14 protein-coding genes are annotated in these 17,279 nt (G+C 64.7%); 4 read left to right on the top strand and 10 right to left on the bottom strand.

The genetic code is table 11. The annotated features are described in order from the left end of the window. Nucleotides 1-129: 129 nt before the first annotated feature. Nucleotides 130-1,593 carry a replication-associated recombination protein A gene (locus ACH488_RS00715; protein WP_397321633.1) on the bottom strand — a complete coding sequence of 488 codons (1,464 nt, stop codon included), beginning with the start codon at nucleotides 1,591-1,593 and terminating at the stop codon, nucleotides 130-132. 41 nt (nucleotides 1,594-1,634) lie between these two features. On the opposite strand from ACH488_RS00715, the gene ACH488_RS00710 reads away from it, so the two are divergent. Further along, nucleotides 1,635-2,321, top strand: a complete 687-nt coding sequence (locus ACH488_RS00710; RefSeq protein ID WP_397321632.1) for an acVLRF1 family peptidyl-tRNA hydrolase — start codon at nucleotides 1,635-1,637, stop codon at nucleotides 2,319-2,321. Here the strand turns inward: ACH488_RS00710 and ACH488_RS00705 are convergent. The 3 genes from ACH488_RS00705 to hisS all read right to left on the bottom strand — a co-directional run bounded on the left by ACH488_RS00705 (nucleotide 2,318) and on the right by hisS (nucleotide 6,403). Further along, nucleotides 2,318-3,094, bottom strand: a complete 777-nt coding sequence (locus tag ACH488_RS00705; protein WP_397321631.1) for a GNAT family N-acetyltransferase — start codon at nucleotides 3,092-3,094, stop codon at nucleotides 2,318-2,320. The two genes, ACH488_RS00710 and ACH488_RS00705, sit on opposite strands and share 4 nt — an antisense overlap. 74 nt (nucleotides 3,095-3,168) lie before the next feature. Beyond that, nucleotides 3,169-4,962: an aspartate--tRNA ligase gene (gene aspS, locus ACH488_RS00700; protein ID WP_397321630.1), complete on the bottom strand. Its 1,794-nt coding sequence runs from the start codon at nucleotides 4,960-4,962 to the stop codon at nucleotides 3,169-3,171. Nucleotides 4,963-5,056: 94 nt separating this feature from the next. Then, nucleotides 5,057-6,403 carry a histidine--tRNA ligase gene (gene hisS, locus ACH488_RS00695; protein WP_397321629.1) on the bottom strand — a complete coding sequence of 449 codons (1,347 nt, stop codon included), beginning with the start codon at nucleotides 6,401-6,403 and terminating at the stop codon, nucleotides 5,057-5,059. Nucleotides 6,404-6,610: 207 nt separating this feature from the next. Here hisS and ACH488_RS00690 point away from each other — a divergent pair, with 207 nt between their 5' ends. The 3 genes from ACH488_RS00690 (at nucleotide 6,611) to ACH488_RS00680 (ending at nucleotide 9,641) form a co-directional block, all read left to right on the top strand. Continuing rightward, the gene (locus ACH488_RS00690; RefSeq protein WP_397321628.1) at nucleotides 6,611-7,405 is read left to right on the top strand and encodes a peptidylprolyl isomerase; all 795 of its coding nucleotides are present in this window, start codon (nucleotides 6,611-6,613) and stop codon (nucleotides 7,403-7,405) included. Between the two features lie 67 nt (nucleotides 7,406-7,472). Further along, entirely contained in the window at nucleotides 7,473-8,948 is a 1,476-nt protein-coding gene (locus tag ACH488_RS00685) for a DUF349 domain-containing protein (RefSeq protein ID WP_397321627.1), read from the top strand. Nucleotides 8,949-9,041: 93 nt separating this feature from the next. Beyond that, entirely contained in the window at nucleotides 9,042-9,641 is a 600-nt protein-coding gene (locus tag ACH488_RS00680; RefSeq protein WP_397321626.1) for a hypothetical protein, read from the top strand. On the opposite strand, the gene ACH488_RS00675 is transcribed toward ACH488_RS00680, so the two are convergent. The 6 genes from ACH488_RS00675 to ruvA form a co-directional block, all read right to left on the bottom strand. After that, nucleotides 9,638-12,028 (bottom strand): RelA/SpoT family protein, encoded by a 2,391-nt coding sequence (locus ACH488_RS00675; RefSeq protein ID WP_397321945.1) that lies wholly within the window; start codon nucleotides 12,026-12,028, stop codon nucleotides 9,638-9,640. The genes ACH488_RS00680 and ACH488_RS00675 overlap by 4 nt on opposite strands. Nucleotides 12,029-12,183: 155 nt before the next feature. Next, nucleotides 12,184-13,182, bottom strand: a complete 999-nt coding sequence (gene secF / locus ACH488_RS00670; protein ID WP_397321625.1) for a protein translocase subunit SecF — start codon at nucleotides 13,180-13,182, stop codon at nucleotides 12,184-12,186. After that, nucleotides 13,182-14,933, bottom strand: a complete 1,752-nt coding sequence (gene secD / locus ACH488_RS00665; protein WP_397321624.1) for a protein translocase subunit SecD — start codon at nucleotides 14,931-14,933, stop codon at nucleotides 13,182-13,184. The genes secF and secD overlap by 1 nt, the downstream gene beginning before the upstream one ends. 115 nt (nucleotides 14,934-15,048) lie before the next feature. Further along, a complete protein-coding gene (yajC, locus tag ACH488_RS00660) occupies nucleotides 15,049-15,432 on the bottom strand; it encodes a preprotein translocase subunit YajC (RefSeq protein WP_397321623.1) in 384 nt (127 codons plus the stop codon). A gap of 102 nt (nucleotides 15,433-15,534) precedes the next feature. Continuing rightward, entirely contained in the window at nucleotides 15,535-16,611 is a 1,077-nt protein-coding gene (gene ruvB / locus ACH488_RS00655; protein WP_397321622.1) for a Holliday junction branch migration DNA helicase RuvB, read from the bottom strand. Further along, entirely contained in the window at nucleotides 16,604-17,248 is a 645-nt protein-coding gene (ruvA, locus tag ACH488_RS00650; RefSeq protein ID WP_397321621.1) for a Holliday junction branch migration protein RuvA, read from the bottom strand. Before ruvA ends, ruvB begins: the two co-directional genes overlap by 8 nt. Nucleotides 17,249-17,279 lie beyond the last annotated feature (31 nt).

The following is a 17,279-nucleotide window of genomic DNA, read 5'->3' as shown; positions in this document are numbered from 1 at the left end:
TCTTGCTACTGGCCCACGGCACAGTGCCATCGAAGGAAACTTCCATGGGATTGTGCGTCGGGTCATGCCAGACGAAGATCAATCCTACCACGGGCCACGGCTCCACGGTCGCGGACCGGCACCAGGGAGCTACTGGCCGCGGATGATCTTGCGCAGCCGTTCGAGCCTGGGGGCAATGTCCCTCTCCGCGCCGTTGTTGGTGGGCACGTAATAGTCCTTGCCCACCAGGTCGTCGGGCGGATACTGCTGGGTGGCCACGCCATGCGGCTCGTCGTGGGCGTACTTGTAGCTCTGGCCGTGGCCGAGCTGCTTGGCCCCGGGATAGTGGGCGTCACGAAGGTGCATCGGTATGCCCCCACCGTATCCGGCACGGACGTCCGCGATGGCTTTGTTGATTCCCATGTAGGCGGCATTGGACTTGGGTGCGGTTGCCAGGTGGACCACGGCTTCAGCGAGAATGATCCTGCCCTCCGGCATGCCGATCAACTGGACGGCCTGCGCTGCCGCGACCGCTGTTTGCAAGGCCGTAGGGTCAGCCATGCCAATGTCCTCGGCCGCGGAAATCACGATCCGTCGGGCGACGAACCGAGGGTCCTCCCCCGCCTCGAGCATCCGCGCGAGGTAGTGCAGGGAAGCGTCCACGTCCGAACCCCTGATGGACTTGATGAAGGCACTCGCCACGTCGTAGTGCTGGTCGCCGGCCCGGTCATACCGGACGGCTGCCGCATCCACGGCGCGTTCGGTGTGGCGCAACTCCACGGGTACCGGCGCGTCCGGTGCGCCGTCGTCGGCAAGGCCCGGCTCGGCGTCGTGCGCTTCTTCCCCTTCGACGGCGGCGTTGTCGCCAAAAGCGACACCTGCGGCGGCTTCGAGCGCAGTCAGCGCCCGCCGCGCGTCCCCACCCGACAAGCGCACCAGGTGCTCCAAGGCCTCCTGGCTGAGCTCCACCCGCCCACCGAGTCCACGCGCATCCAGGACCGCCCGCTGCAGGAGGCCCGAAATGTCCTCGTCGGTCAGTGGCTTGAGCGTCAGCAGCAACGAGCGCGACAGCAAGGGTGACACGACGGAGAAGGATGGATTCTCCGTAGTGGCCGCCACCAGCACCACCCACCCGTTTTCGACACCGGGAAGCAGGGCATCCTGTTGGGCCTTGTTGAACCGGTGGATCTCGTCCAGGAACAGGACGGTGGTCTTCTTATAGAGGTCCCGGGCAGTCAGGGCCTCATCCATCACCCGCCGCACGTCCTTCACGCCCGCCGTAATGGCGGACAACTCCACGAACTTCCGGCCCGGCCCCCGGGCGATCACGTGCGCAAGGGTTGTTTTTCCTGTACCTGGAGGCCCCCAAAGGATCACGGAACTGGGGCCGGCCGGGCCTGCGGCTTCCGCGCCGGCCGCCAACTGCCGCAGTGGTGAGCCTTGGCCGAGGAGGTGCTGTTGTCCCACCACGTCATCAAGGGTCCGGGGACGCATGCGGACCGCCAACGGGCTGCGCTGCGAAGCCATCCACTTGGCATCGGAGACTCCCCCGGCCGCGGGCACGTCCTCCGACTCGTCGTCGTCGACTGCGCCGGCACCAAAGAGATCTTCCACATGGATAGGCTACTCATAGTTCCAGCAAAGGAGACATTGACGTGGACCGGCCCGTAACCAGCCCGCACCAACAAGGACCCCGCGCCGCCAGCCGGACGGCTTTGGTTGCTGCCGCGCGGCTCAGGGGCTGGGTGGACCGGTTTGCCGCCGGCCACGGGTCCGTGGCCGAGGATTTCGACGGCGACGGCCTGGTCCTGCGGGCCGCCGACGGCACCACCGCTGCGCTCAGGCCGCCATGGCCCATCGACGGGCGGCCGGGGCGCGGCGCCACTGAACTGGAGCGCCTGGCCTCCCTGGCTGCCCAGGAACGCGGCCTTGGCCTTGTCCTGGTCCGACGTGGCGGCTTCGCCATTGCCGCAGCCAGCGGCGGCAGGATCCTCGCGTCGAAGAGCGGCAACCGCTATGTCCAGTCCCGCACCTCTGCAGGCGGACAGTCACAGCAAAGGTTTGCCAGGCGGCGATCCAACCAGGCGGACGCTTTGGTGGAGACCGCAGCCGAACATGTGGCCCGGATCTTTGCTTCACACCTCATCGAATACATCGTCCCGGGAGGGGACCGCGCCCTGGTGGAGCAGGTACTCAATGCCTCCGCCGTGCAGGCCTGGGCTCAACGGACCCGCTTGGCTTTCCTTGATGTGCAGGAGCCCAAGACTGCCATCCTGCGCAAAGCCGCGTCCGACGCCTGCTCCATCCGGATCACCGTCACCGATGGTCCTGGACGGCCCTAGCAGCCCGAGGGTGCACGCCGCAACGGCGCCTGCCGGTAGAAATAGCTGCCATAGTCCGTGAAGCCGGCCCGCCGGTACAGGCTCCGGGCACCGTGGTTTGCCGCCGTGACCAGCAGCCAGAATCCCTTGAGGTCCTCCTTCGCCCCCTGGCCCAGCAGGGCGTCCAGCACCAGGGTTGCGTAGCCTCGCCTGCGGTGCGCTTCGGACGTTGCCATGCCATAGATGCCGCCCCAGCCACCCGCCACAGCGAGACGCCCGACGGCGGCGGGCTGGCCGCCGTCGTCCCTTACCAAGGCGTAGACGGAAGGACAGCCGGTCAGGATCCTGCGTGCAACCTCCAGTTCAGGCTCACCGCCGCGGCCGTCCACCGACCACCACAGCCGCAGCCATTCCTCCGACGGGCCACGCGACATCTCCACGCGGCCGTCGCCGGACGACGGCAGGCCTGACGTGCCGCGCACCATGATCTGCGTGGCGGACTGCCGGGTGAAGCGCAAACCGTCCAGGAGGTCATTGAGGCCGGCGCTGCGGGCGTCGTCGAAAACCTGGAAAATCAGCGGGAGGCGGCGGCGACGGTACCACTCGGAGGCATCACGGACGGCTGCGGCCAGCGCCGCGCCGTCCGCGCCAGCGGACAATCCGCGTGGCCACACTGAATTGGCCCGCTGCGTCACGCCCTGAGACGCCCTCAGCAACCAAGCACCAGATTCTTCCCGGTCCAAGGACGGCCAGGCCTCGTCCATGAGGGCTTCGATCGAAGATTGGTCCAGCATGAAGGGGGCCACCTTTCACTGACGGCGGGAACGGCAAAGGCTCCCCGCGGACGGGGAGCCTTCGAAGGGGAACTTTACTCGGACTTGGTCTCCGGCTTTGCGGCGGGCTTGGCCTCCGGCTTGAAGTCCACTCCGGCTTCCTTGCGCTGCTGCGCCGTGATCGGAGCAGGCGCTGCGGTCAGCGGGTCAAAGCCGTTGCCGGTCTTGGGGAAGGCGATGACGTCGCGGATCGACTCGACGCCGGCCAGCAGGGCCACCACGCGGTCCCAGCCGAGGGCGATGCCGCCGTGGGGAGGGGCGCCGTACTTGAAGCCCTCGAGCAGGAAGCCGAACTTGGTCTCGGCATCTTCCTTGTCCAGGCCCATCAGCTTGAACACGCGCTCCTGGACATCGGCCTGGTGGATACGGATGGAACCGCCACCGATCTCGTTGCCGTTGCACACAATGTCATAGGCGTAGGACAACGCCGATTCCGGATCCTGGTCGAAGGTGTCCAGGAACTCAGGCTTGGGCGAGGTGAAGGCGTGGTGCACGGCTGTCCACTGGCCGGCGCCAACCGCAACATCCCCGGACGCCACAGCGGCGGCAGCAGGCTCGAACATGGGGGCGTCGACAATCCAGACAAAGGCCCAGTCGTTCGGGTCGATGAGGCCGGTACGGTGGCCGATCTCCACGCGGGCCGCGCCGAGCAGTGCACGCGAAGCGGACTTCTCGCCCGCGGCGAAGAAAATGCAGTCCCCCGGCTTGGCGCCCACGGCATCCGCCAGGCCGGCGCGTTCCTGCTCGGTGAGGTTCTTGGCCACGGGACCGGCCAGCTCGCCGTCTTCCTTGTAAAGGACGTAAGCCAGACCCTTGGCACCGCGCTGCTTGGCCCATTCCTGCCAGGCATCCAGGGCGCGGCGGGCCTGGGACGCTCCACCGGGCATGACCACGGCGCCCACGTAGGGAGCCTTGAACACACCGAAGTTGGTGTCCTTGAAGAATTCCGTCAGCTCGGTCAGCTCAAGGCCGAAGCGCAGGTCCGGCTTGTCCGAACCGTACCGGGCCATGGCGTCGAGGTAGGTCATACGGCGGATCGGCGTGGGGACTTCGACGTCGATCAGCTGCCACAGGGCCTTGACGATGCCTTCGCCCAAGTCGATGATGTCGTCCTGGTCCACGAAGCTGGCCTCGATGTCCAGCTGGGTGAACTCGGGCTGGCGGTCCGCGCGGAAGTCCTCATCACGGTAGCAGCGGGCGATCTGGTAGTACTTCTCGAAGCCGCCCACCTGGAGAAGCTGCTTGAAAAGCTGCGGCGACTGCGGCAGGGCGTACCAGGAACCCGGGGCCAGACGCGCCGGAACCACGAAGTCGCGGGCGCCTTCCGGCGTCGAACGCGTCAGCGTGGGAGTTTCGATCTCGACGTATCCACGCTGGTGCAGCAATTCACGGGCTACGCGGTTGGCCTCGGAACGGAGGCGGATGTTGCGGGCCGGGCCCGGCCGGCGGAGGTCCAGGTAGCGGTGCTTGAGGCGTGCCTCCTCGCCAACTTCCACGTGCTCGTCAATCTGGAACGGCAAGGGATCGGAAGTGTTGAGAATCACCACTTTGTCCGCGATGACCTCAATGTCGCCGGTGGCCAGGGCGGGGTTCTCGTTGCCTTCGGGACGCTTGTTGACGGTACCGGTCACCTGCAGGACGTATTCGTTGCGCAGGCCGTGGAAGACCTCTTCCTCGCGGACAACCACCTGGGCGACACCGGAGGCATCACGCAGGTCAACGAATGCCACGCCACCGTGATCGCGGCGGCGGCCTACCCAGCCGGCCAGGGTAACGGTTTGTCCAATGTGCTCGGAACGGAGTGATCCGAGGTCATGTGTGCGCAGCACAGCATTCCTTTCAGCATGAATTTTTAGGGATGTCCGCAAGGACGATCCCGTCCGAGTTTACCCGCCCCGGCCGCGGCCCCCGCTACGGGGGAAGTCAGGCGGTGGTGACCCGGACGTACAGGTCCTCGTCCGACGGAGTCCAGGTGGCCGGATCCGCATCCACTTGCTCGCCCGAACGGATGTCCTTGACCTGGTGCTTGCCATCCTCATCGGTGAACCACACGAACGGAATGCCTCGGCGGTCGGCAAACTTGATCTGCTTGCCGAACTTTTCGGCCTTCGCAGCGACTTCCGTGGCGATGCCACGGCTGCGCAGTTGCGCAGCTACGTCCTGGGCTGCGGACCAGCTGTCATCGTGGTTCAAGGCAACCAGGACCGCAGTCGGCACGGAACGGGAGGCCGTGGCGAACTCCTGGCTCAGGATCCGCGAGACCAGGCGGGTCACGCCAATGGAGAGGCCAACGCCGGGGAACTTGCGGTTGCCCTTGCTGGCCAGGGCGTCGTAACGGCCACCCGAGCAAATGGAACCCAGCTGCTCATGGCCCACCAGGACGGTCTCCACCACCGTACCGGTGTAATAGTCCAGGCCGCGGGCAATGCTGAGGTCTGCCAGCACCTTGCCGGGGGCGCGCAGCACTGCTGCCTCAATGACCTGCTCGAGCTCGCTCAGGCCCTCGTCAAGAAGGTCGTCCTTGACGCCGAGAGCCTTGACCTGGGCCACGAAGGACGTGTCGTCGGTGCGGATCGTGGCAAGCTGCAAGGCCAGGCCGGCCTGCTCGTCCGTGGCCCCGAGCTCGCTCTTGAGCAGCTCCGCCACCTTGTCCGCACCGATCTTCTCGAGCTTGTCGATGCTGCGCAGCACCCCTGTAGTGTCCGTGAGGCCGATGCCGCGGTAGAAGCCTTCCGCCAGCTTGCGGTTGTTCACGCGGAGCCGGAACTCCGGAATGGGAAGGGCGCTCAGGGCTTCGGCAATGACCAAGGCGATTTCCACGTCGTAGCGGAACGGCAGCTCACCATCGCCCACAACGTCAATATCAGCCTGCGTGAACTCCCGGGCACGGCCCTCCTGCGGGCGTTCTCCGCGCCACACCTTTTGGATCTGGTAGCGGCGGAAGGGGAAGGCAAGGTAGCCGGCGTTCTCCACGACGTACCGGGCGAACGGCACCGTCAGGTCGAAGTGCAGGGCAAGTGCGTTCGGGTCCGAGCGATCAGCTTTCGCAGGTTCACCTTCGTCATCCTGGAGCCGGCTCAATCCATAGACTTCCTTGTCGATTTCACCCTTGCGCAGAAGTTGGCCAACCGTCTCCACCGCGCGGGTCTCAATCGATGAGAAGCCGTGCAGTTCGAAGGTCTTGCGGAGGGTATCCAGGACATGGAGTTCCACCAACCGCTCCTGGGGAAGCCACTCGGGGAATCCGGACAGGGAGGCGGTACGTGCCATGGTGGAAATGTCTCCTCGAAGAAAGCGGACCCGAAATTCAATGCGGCGACAATAAACATCCAATCAGCGTTTATTGGGCAGGAGTCCAGACGGTCATGCATAAACTATGTGCGGCAGCCAGTTTATGCTTTCCTCGCGTGCACTTCTAATGCAGCATGCCCGGATCCCTTCGGCCGCCCTGGTACACGGACATTAACAGGAGGACTCTTGGCAACGAAGTCGCGCGATGAACGCGAGGCCAGACGACGCATCCGGCAAATGGAAGCCAAGCGTGCCCTGCGGCAGGAACAGGGCAAGCGGCGCAAGCGGGACAACGTCCTTGCCGTCACCGCGGCCGTCGTGGCCTTGGTCCTGGCCGTGGTCCTCCAGTTGACGGTGTTCAGCTCCAATCCCACCGAGGAGGAGTATGCAGCGGCCCAGGCAGGGCTCAGCTCACCGTCCGCCTCGCCCGCAGCCACCAACAGCGCGGACGTTCCCAGTGCGGACACAGCCGCGGGGAAGACCTTCACGGGAGAACTCACCCTGAACAGCGGCGTGGTGGGAGTCCAGATCGATGGAACCACCGCCCCACAGGCTGCCGCCGTCCTCAAGTCGCTCAGCGATTCCGGCTATTACGCCGGCGCTTTCTGCCACCGGCTGACAACCTCCGATACCTTCGGCCTGCTGCAGTGCGGCGCCAAGGCCGAGGACGGTTCCGACGACCCGAACTACCGGTGGGGTCCGCTGGAGAACACGCCGGCCGACAACAAGTACCCCGCGGGAACCATCGCCGTAGCCCGCAGCGGCAACAACGCCTACGGAAACGGCCACCAGTTCTTCATCGTCTACAAGGACACCCTGATCCCCTCGGACTCTGCCGGCGGCTACACCGTTGTGGGGAAAGTGACCAGTGGCCTGGATGTGGTCACCAAGATCGCGGCGGCCGGGCTTAAGGCAGGTGCCGCCAACAACGACGGCGCCCCTGTGGCACCTGTCACGATAGACTCTTTTTCACTGAAGTAACCGACTCCCGGCCCCGGCCTGGGGTGCATGACCTTTAGCAGTCCCTCCAAGCGAAAGACTTTTAGCGGTGACAGACAGTCAGAAATCCGACGAAACAGCAGCAGTGACCAACCAGGAAGCCGTCGAGGCGACCGAAGGCAGCGGCCAGGAAGAGACGCCTGGCGTCGAAACCACGACGCCGGAAGCCAAGCCTGCTGCGCCCCGCCCGGCTCCCTCCCCCGCTGCTTTCGCAGCGCGTCCCAAGGCTCCGGCCGCCGTCGTACCTGCCGCTCCGGCAGTGTCCGCAGCGTCCCTCGCGGAAGCCGCCAAGTGGGGCCGCGCCGAGGGCGACGGCCATGTGTTCCTTACCTTGGACGGTGAAGAACTCGCCGTGGGCCAATACCCCGGCGTCAGCCCTGATGAGGCCCTGGGGTACTTCGCCCGGAAGTTCGACGACGTGATTGCCCAGGTGGTGCTGTTGGAGCACCGCGTGGAATCCAAGGCACCGGCCACGGACATGCAGAAGACCGTTGCCCACCTGCGGGAACAATTGGCCGAACGGAACATGGTGGGCGATATCCGCTCCGCCGAGGCGCGCCTGGACTCGCTCTCCACCCAGATCGTGGAGCTGGAAAAGTCGGAGAAGGCAGCGCACGACGCCGTCCGGGCCAACGAACTCGCTGCCCGCGAAGCGATCGTCGCCGAAGCCGAGTCCATCGCCGGACAGGACCCCGCGCAGATCCAGTGGAAGACCTCGAGCGCCCGCATGAACGAGCTCTTCGAGACCTGGAAGGCGGCGCAGAAGAGCGGCGTCCGCTTGGGACGCAGCAACGAGGACGCACTGTGGAAGCGGTTCCGATCCGCTCGCACGGTCTTCGACCGCCACCGCCGCGCGTACTTCTCGCAGCTGGACAGCAACAACTCCGCAGCGAAGGCAGCCAAGGAAGCACTGATCACCGAGGCCGAGGCACTCTCCTCGTCAACGGACTGGGGCTATGCCGCAGGCGAATACCGCCGGCTCATGGACCAGTGGAAGGCCACTCCCCGCGCCAGCCGCAAGGACGACGACGCCCTCTGGGCCCGGTTCCGTGCTGCGCAGGACGTCTTCTTCAGCAACCGGCAGGCGGCCAACGACCAGATCGACCAGGAATACACCGCCAACCTGGCCGTCAAGGAAGAGCTGGTGGCCGAAGCCCAGGCCCTCCTCCCCATCAATGACCTGAACGCTGCCAAGAAGGCCCTCCAGTCCATCCGTGACCGGTGGGAGGACGCCGGAAAGGTGCCGCGCGCGGACATGGGACGCATCGAGGCGGGCCTTCGCAAGGTTGAGGACGCTGTCCGGGAAGCCGAAGAAGAGAAGTGGCGCCGGAGCAACCCGGAGACCAAGGCCCGCACCAACAGCGCGCTCTCGCAGCTTGAGTCGGCCATCGCCAGCCTCAAGGATGACCTGAAGAAGGCAGAGACGGCAGGCGACCAGCGCCGCATCAAGGCTGCCCGCGAAGCCCTCGAAGCCCGCCAGGCCTGGCTGGACCAGATCCAGCGCTCCGCTAGCGACCTCGCGTAGGAGTTATCCCACGATGGCAGGCCCCGCCCCGGTTATCCACATAGCCGGGACGGGGCCTGTGCTCGTTTTCGGGGTTCGGGAAATGATCGATGGATGGTCTCCGCTGTCACCACCTCGCATCTGCAAGAACCCGTGCTGCATGAGCTCTACTCAGCGCCACGCATCTTCACCTGGCCCGAACTCCAAAGCATGGCATCGGATGGCATCCTGTCGCCCCTGTACGGAAAGAGCTACGCAGCGCCTGGTTCCGCGGTCACCCCGCGGCTCAGGGCCCGGGCTGCCGCGCTGACCGTTCCGGAGCGCATCCGGACCAAAGTGGTGGCCGGCAGGCTGACGGCGGCATGGATCTACGGTTGTGCCAGGCCACCCAGGAGCCTGACGCTTCTGGTTGATGCGAAGCACCGCATCTCCAGCATCCGTGGTGCCCGGGGCTGCAGCCTGCACGAGGTCCGGCTCGGCCAGTTTGATGTCGTCAGCCTTGGCGGGTTGCTCGTCAGCAGCCCTTTGCGGACCGCAGCGGACATCGCCTTGCACGTCGAAGCCGAGCATGCCCTCCCGGCGTTGTCTTCGCTCCTGGAAAAGCCGGACCTCGGAGTCCGGCTCCGCCTGGTGACCCTGGCCGTGCAGGCTGCCCCGCGGGTACCGCATAAGAAGCGCGCCCTCGCCACCTTGGCCCGGTTACAGGATGGCTAGCTTCGGCGGCGGTTGCCCGTGGTCCGGTAGACGTCAAAGACTCCGTCGATGCGGCGTACGGCGCTCAGGACGTGGTGCAGATACTTCGGGTCACCCATCTCGAAGGCAAACTTGGAAATGGCCACCCTGTCGCTGGACGTGTGGACCGATGCTGCAAGGATGTTCACGTGGTTGTCCGAAAGAACCCTGGTGACGTCGGAGAGCAGGGACTTGCGGTCCAAAGCCTCAACCTGGATCTCCACCAGGAAGACACTCGACTGCGTCGGAGCCCATTCCACTTCCACGATCCGGTCCGGCTGGTCCCGGAGGCCTGCAACGTTCGTACAGTCGGTCCTGTGAACCGAGACTCCCGAACCACGGGTCACGAAGCCCAGGATGGGATCCGGCGGGACGGGCGTACAGCACCGGGCGAGCTTGACCCACACGTCGCCCACGCCACGCACAATGACGCCGGAATCGGAGAACTTGGATTTGGCAACCTGGGTCGGAATGCTGACCTCGTCAAGGTCCTCATCAGGCGTCTCATGGCCACCCAACTGCTCCATGAGCTTTTCCATGACCGACTGCGCAGACGTGTGGCCGTCTCCCACACCCGCGTACAGGCCGGAAATATCCACGTAATGGAAGTCCTCGGCCACGGATGACAACGCGTCATGGGTCATGAGGCGCTGCAAGGGCAGGTTTTGCTTGCGCATGGCCCGCGTCAGCATGTCCTTGCCGCGGTCAATGGCTTCTTCGCGGCGTTCCTTGCTGAACCACTGGCGGATCTTGTTGCGGGCACGCGCCGACTTGACGAAATGCTGCCAGTCCTGGCTGGGGCCGGCACCCTCCGCCTTGGAGGTGAAGATCTCCACCCAGTCGCCATGGTTCAGTTCGCTGTTGAGGGGTACCAGCTTGCCGTTGACCCGGGCGCCGATGGTGCGGTGGCCCACTTCGGTGTGGACGGCATAGGCGAAGTCAACGGGCGTGGATCCCGCGGGGAGAGCCATGACCTCGCCCTTGGGCGTGAACACGAACACTTCCCGGGCGTTGATCTCGTAACGCAGGGAATCGAGGAATTCGCCGGGATCGGAGGTTTCCTGCTGCCAGTCAACCAGTGACCGCAGCCAACCCATGTCTCCGTCACGCGGACTTCCCGGACCAACAGCCGTGCGGTTGGGCTGGTCTTTGTACTTCCAGTGCGCTGCCACACCGTATTCCGCCCGACGGTGCATCTCGTGGGTCCGGATCTGGATCTCGACGGGCTTGCCGCCAGGACCGATCACGGTGGTATGCAGTGACTGGTACATGTTGAACTTGGGCATCGCGATGTAGTCCTTGAACCGTCCCGGGAGCGGGTTCCAACGCGAGTGCAGGGTGCCCAGGGCTGCGTAACAGTCCCGGACGGAGTCCACCAGGACGCGGACGCCCATGAGGTCGTTGATGTCGTCGAAGTCCTTATCCCGGACGATCATCTTCTGGTAGATGGAGTAGTAGTGCTTGGGGCGACCGGTGATGGTCGCCTTGATCCGCGCGGTGCGGAGGTCATCGGCAATCTGGTTGCGGATGACGCTGAGGCTCTTCTCACGCTCCGGCGTCCGGTCCCCCACCATCCGCACGATTTCCTCGTACACCTTGGGGTACAGGGCTGCGAAGGACAAGTCCTCAAGTTCCCATTTGATGGTGTTCATGCCCAGGCGGTGGGCCAGCGGAGCGAAGATCTCAAGGGTCTCGCGGGCCTTGCGGGAGGAAGATTCAGCGGATACAAACCGCCAGGTCCGGGCGTTGTGGAGCCTGTCCGCCAGTTTGATCATCAGGACACGGATGTCCTTGGCCATGGCCACGACCATCTTTCGGACCGTCTCGGACTGGGCCGCCTCGCCGAAGCTGACCTTGTCCAGCTTGGTGACGCCATCCACCAGCATGGCCACTTCCGGTCCGAAGTCCCGCGTCAGGTCGGCGAGGGTGTACGGGGTGTCCTCCACGGTGTCGTGCAGCAGGGCTGCCGCCAGCGTGGTCCCGGTCATGCCGAGCTCCGCCAGGATGGTGGCGACGGCCACGGGATGGGTGATGTACGGATCGCCGCTCTTGCGCTTTTGCCCCTGGTGGCTGCGCTCCGCGACGGCAAAAGCGCGCTGGATGAGGTCGAAGTCCTCTTTGGGGTTGTTGGCCCGGACAGTCCGCAGCAACGGCTCCAGGATGGGCGAGTATGGCGCCACTCCCCTGCCGGTCAGGCGGGCCAGGCGGGAGCGTGTGCGTTCGCGTCGTCCAGGGAAGGTTGGGCGTGGCCCGGGGGCATCAACCGGGACAGCAGCAGTCCGTCCAGCCACGCTTGTTGCTGGAACAGCCACCCCGCTGTGACCGTCTTCCCCGCCCGCCGGTGGTGCCGACGTCGCACGTTCTTCCACAGAAGTACCCCTCACGACCGATTTAATTCTCCCAGTCTATTCCCGGAAGCGAATGCTTCCGCAACCCGGCAGCACATGACGGATGGACCGGCAAGTCAAAGAGCCGGGCACCTGCACTGAAGGGCAGGTGCCCGGCTCTTCCGGTGAAACAGTTCCTAGGCGCTGGGAACAGCGGCCTCGGTCCGCCGGTGGGAGACCTTCTTGGCTTGCTTGACGAGTTCCGGCTCGCCTTGGCGCAGCCAGGCATACAGCGGCGCAGCAATAAAGATCGTGGCGGCGGTTCCGATCAGGATGCCCACGAACAGGGCCAACGAAAGGTCCCGCAGGGTACCCGCGCCGAGAAGCCCGGCACCGATGAACAGGATCGCAGCAACCGGCAGAACGGCCACCATCATGGTGTTGATGGAACGTACCAGGGTTTGGTTGACGGCGAGGTTGACCTCTTCGGCGAAAGTCCGGCGGGAAGACGTCGCAATGTCCGAGGTGTTCTCGCGGATCTTGTCGAAGACCACCACCGTGTCATACAGCGAGTAGCTAAGGACGGTCAGGAAGCCGATGATGGCCGACGGCGTCACTTCGAAATCGCTCAGGGCGTACACGCCCGCTGTGGTGAACATGGTGACGAGCATGCCCACCAGCGCGGACAGGGACATCTTCCAGGTCCTGAAGTACAGGGCCATGAGGACGGCAGCAAGTCCCACGAAGACCACCAGGCCGATCAGTGCCTGCCGGGTGACGTCCTGGCCCCAGGTGGGACCAACGAAGTTGGAGGTGACCTCGTTCTCGGTCACGCCGTAGGCGCTGGTGAGGCCATCCTTGATGCGGTTGGTTTCGTCGTCAGTCAACTGGTCCGTCTGGATGCGCATGGTGTTGCCGGCGACATTCGCCACGCGCGGGACGGCGCCCGCGACGACGTCGTGGACGGCCTTCTCACCCAGTGCGGCGTCGGTGGTCTTCACATTGGATACCGTGAACTCCGAACCACCGCGGAACTCGATGCCGAGGTTGAAGCCGCCCTTGAGGACGGGAATCAGGATCGAAAGGACCACTGCGACAGCCGCGATGGCGAACCAGATCTTCTTGGAATCGACAAAGTTGTACGAACGTTTGCCGGTATAGAGCTCATAGCCGAAGGTCGCGAAGCTCGTCTTCATTACTTCTCCTCCTTGGTGCCGTTCGAGGTGCCGGTGAGCTGGCCCTTTTCGGCAAGGCGCCGTTCGGCGATGGTCATACGGCGTTCAGCTTCGGCTGCGGCACCCGCATTCCGGGCGCGGACGTTGGCCGGCTTGTCGGCAGGCGTCCGGAGACGGCCTGCGCCACGGTACAGGGGTACTGCGCCCAGGCGGTCAGGAGACAGGCCCGAGAAGCGGTGCCCTTCCCCGAAGAACTTGGTACGCGCCAAGGCCTGCAGCGTGGGGTGGGTGAACATGAAGACCACAATGAGGTCGGCCACGGCCGTGAGGCCCAAGGTAAAGGCGAAGCCACGGACGTTGCCGACGGCCACGAAGTAGAGGACCAAGGCGGCAAGGAGGTTGACGGCCTTTGATGCCAGGACGGTGCGCTTGGCGCGCTTCCAACCGTTCTCGACGGCGGAGACCAGGCCGCGGCCTTCACGGAGCTCGTCGCGGATTCGTTCGAAGTAGACGATGAAGGAGTCAGCCGTCTGGCCGATGGCCACGATCAGACCGGCCACGCCGGCCAGGGAGAGACGGTAGTTCTCGGTCCAGCCCAGGATGGCGATGGCCAGGTAGGTCAGCGCACCTGCCACGACCAGCGATGCCACGGTCACCAGGCCGAGGGCGCGGTACTGGAACAGCGAGTAGACAACAACCAGGGCAAGGCCAATCAGGCCAGCCAGCAGGCCCAGGCGAAGCTGGTCACCACCGAGGGTGGCTGAGATCTGTTCCTGTGACTGGATCTCGAAGCTGATGGGCAGGGCACCGTAACGGAGCTGGTCGGAGAGGGCCTTGGCTGTGGCCTGGGTGAAGTTTCCGGTGATCTGCGGACGGCCATCGGTGATGACGGCCAGGGCACGGGGAGCGGAGATGACTTTGTCGTCCAGGACAATGGCGAACTGTGCCTTGGGGTCGTCACTGCCTTGGGCCTGCGCGGCAACGTAGTACTGGTTGAGGCGTTCGGTAACCTGCTTGAACTTCTCCGTGGCGTCACCGTTGAAGACGATGTTCACGCCCCAGGAGTTGGTCACCGTTCCCTGTGCACCCTGGACCTGGGAGAACGTGGAATCGGCGATGTCCTGGCCCTTGACCTCCACCGGCCCCAGGATGTACTTGATGGCCGGCGTCTTGTCCGTTGCAGCCTCGCACGTCACCAGCGGCTTCGCGGGATCTGAGCGGTCGCGCTTCTCCGTTGAAGGATTGACGCAGTCCAGCGCCTCGAATTCCTTCTGGACTTCGGGGGTGATCCAGTTCGGATCGCTGGCGTTGGTGGGCTCAGCGGTGGGCTTGTTCAGCTGGTCGTCCGGAGTACGGGATTCGGCGGGGACCGCAGCAGGATCGCCGTAGGTGATGACGGGGCGGAAGTTCATGTCCGCCGAGGCCTGGATGAGGTCGCGGGTTTCCTTGGACGGCGTACCTGGCAGGCTGACCACCACATTGCGGCCTGACTGCGTGCTGATTTCCGCCTCGGCAACACCGGAGCCATCAACGCGCTGGCGGATGATCGCGACAGCCTGGTTGAGTTGCTCCTCATTGATATCGCTGGCACCCTCCACCTTGGGCGCCAGGATCATCTGGGTTCCACCCTCAAGGTCCAAGGCGAGTTTGGGAGCCCAGCTGGCGTGGCCAGTCAGGACCCCGCCACCGAGGACGGCGGTCAATACAACGAAAATTGCTCCAAGCCAGGTCAGCACCCTGCGGGCTGAGTTTTTGGGGCCGGTCCGTGCCATTAATCGATCTTCCTGTTATCGCCGGACAGCCGCCGGCCGACGCGGGTAAGCGTCCGCCGGCGGCTTTCCGCTGCCTTAGAAGTAAACGTGCGCGGTGTTACCGCGACTGACAGTGCTAGTTGTCCTTCTTGTCCTCTTTGTTGAGGCGCGCGATGGTTTCCTCGGGCGTCTCAGTTGCGGCCGGGCCGTCAGTCTCGGCGACAGTGAGGGAAGAAGCGTCGTCCGGCACAACCGGAGCTTCCTCTTCGGGCTTCTCCACCACCTTGGTGACAGCCTGGCGGTGGACCGTGGCCTCGTTGCCCGGGGAAAGCTCGATGACAACCTTGTTCTCGGCCTCGTCAATGGACACGATGCGGCCAAACAGGCCAAAGCTGGTCATGACGTCAACACCCGGCGCAAACTTCGACTGCATCTCAGCCTGCTGCTGCTGGGTCTTCTTGTTGCGGCGGAACATCATGAAGACAAAGAGGCCAAGCATGACGAACAGCAATATGGTCATTGGATCCACAGGGAAGTTCCGTTCTGTACTTACGTTTTGTTCACGGCAACGTCCTGTGCCGAGCGTCATACCAGTCTAGAGGGAAATTCTGAACGGGGCGTGTTAACCGAGGGTGTCTACGCTCTCAGCGTTGTTTTCGTCCTCGTCAAACAGTGCAAGCTGTTCCTGGCCGAACACCCCGGCAGGCACTGCGTATCCCAAGTGCGTCCAGGCCGCTGCCATGGCGATGCGGCCACGCGGCGTACGGCCCATCAGCCCTTCCCTGACCAGGTACGGCTCGGCAACAGTTTCCACCGTCTCAGGCTCTTCCCCGACGGCGATGGCCAGCGTGGACAACCCCACGGGACCACCGTTGAATTTGGTGATCAGGGCTTCCAGGACTGCACGGTCCAACCGGTCCAGGCCCCGAGCGTCTACCTCGTACATGTCCAAGGCCGCCGCGGCCGAGCGGGCGTCGATCTGCTCAATACCGTGTACCAGCGCCCAGTCCCGGACACGCCGGAGCAGGCGGTTGGCAATACGGGGCGTTCCGCGGGACCGCCCGGCAATCTCGGTGAACCCGGCAGAATTGACCTTCAAATCCAGCAAGCCGGCCGAACGTCTCAGGACCAGCTCAAGCTCGGGCACCGAGTAGAACTCCAGGTGTCCGGTAAAGCCAAAGCGGTCGCGGAGCGGACCGGGCAGCAGGCCCGCACGGGTAGTGGCACCCACCAGGGTGAAAGGCGGCAGTTCCAAGGGGATGGCAGTGGCCCCCGCTCCCTTGCCCACCACGATGTCCACACGGAAGTCTTCCATGGCCATATAAAGCATCTCCTCGGCAGGCCGGGACATGCGGTGGATTTCGTCGAGGAACAACACTTCTCCCGCGGACAGCGAGGAGAGGATGGCCGCAAGGTCACCGGCGTGCTGGATGGCCGGGCCGCTGCTGATGCGAAGGGGCGCGTTCATTTCCGCGGCAATGATCATGGCCAAGGTGGTTTTGCCGAGGCCCGGAGGGCCGGAGAGCAGCACGTGGTCCGCGCTCCTGCCACGCATGCGGGAGGCTTCCAGCACCAGCGACAACTGCTTGCGGACCCGGTGCTGGCCCACGAAATCGTGCAGGTTCTTGGGCCGGAGCGCGGCTTCAATGACCCGCTCCTCCGGCTCCTCTCCCCCGGCTACGAGGGATTGCTCAGCCACGGCTGCCTACGCGGTTGCCGGCGCGGGCACCGTCCTGCCCCAGCCAACGCAGCGTGGCCCGGAGGATCTGGGCAACGTTGCCGGAGTCCACCAATTCGGGCGAATCGGCCATGGCCTTGTCGATGCTTCCCGTGGCGTCCTTCTCGGACCATCCCAGGCTGGTCATGGCAGCAACCACCTGGGGCTTCCATTCGGCACTCACCTGCACGGCGGGGGTGCTTGACGTTCCCGTTCCGTGCGGGACGAGCTTCCCAGCCAACTCCAGGACCAGGCGGCCGGCAACCTTGGGACCGATGCCCGGCACCTTGGTGAAGGCCTTGGTGTCACCGGTGTGGGCGGCTACCCGAATGGCTTCGGGCTCGTGGACGGCCAGCACAGCCAGCGCCAGCCGGGGACCGATGCCGCTGACGCCCAGGAGGACATCGAAAACCTCACGTTCGTTTTCGTCAGCGAATCCGAACAGGGTCAGGGAGTCCTCCCTGACGATCATGGACGTGAAGAGCTTGGCTTCATCGCCCACCCTGAGGTGGCTCAACGTCTGGGGCGTGGCGTAGACGCTCATGCCGGCACCGTTGAGGTCGATCACTGCGGTGGACAAGCCAACGTGGGCAACCGTTCCACGAAGAAAACTGATCAAGACCCGGCTCCTGTAATTATCCGAACATATC

This window comes from Paenarthrobacter sp. NPDC018779, from assembly GCF_044391085.1.
Classification (GTDB): Bacteria; Actinomycetota; Actinomycetes; order Actinomycetales; family Micrococcaceae; genus Arthrobacter.
Note: the sequence above shows the minus strand (reverse complement) of the source record. Positions and strands in the feature narration are given on the sequence as shown.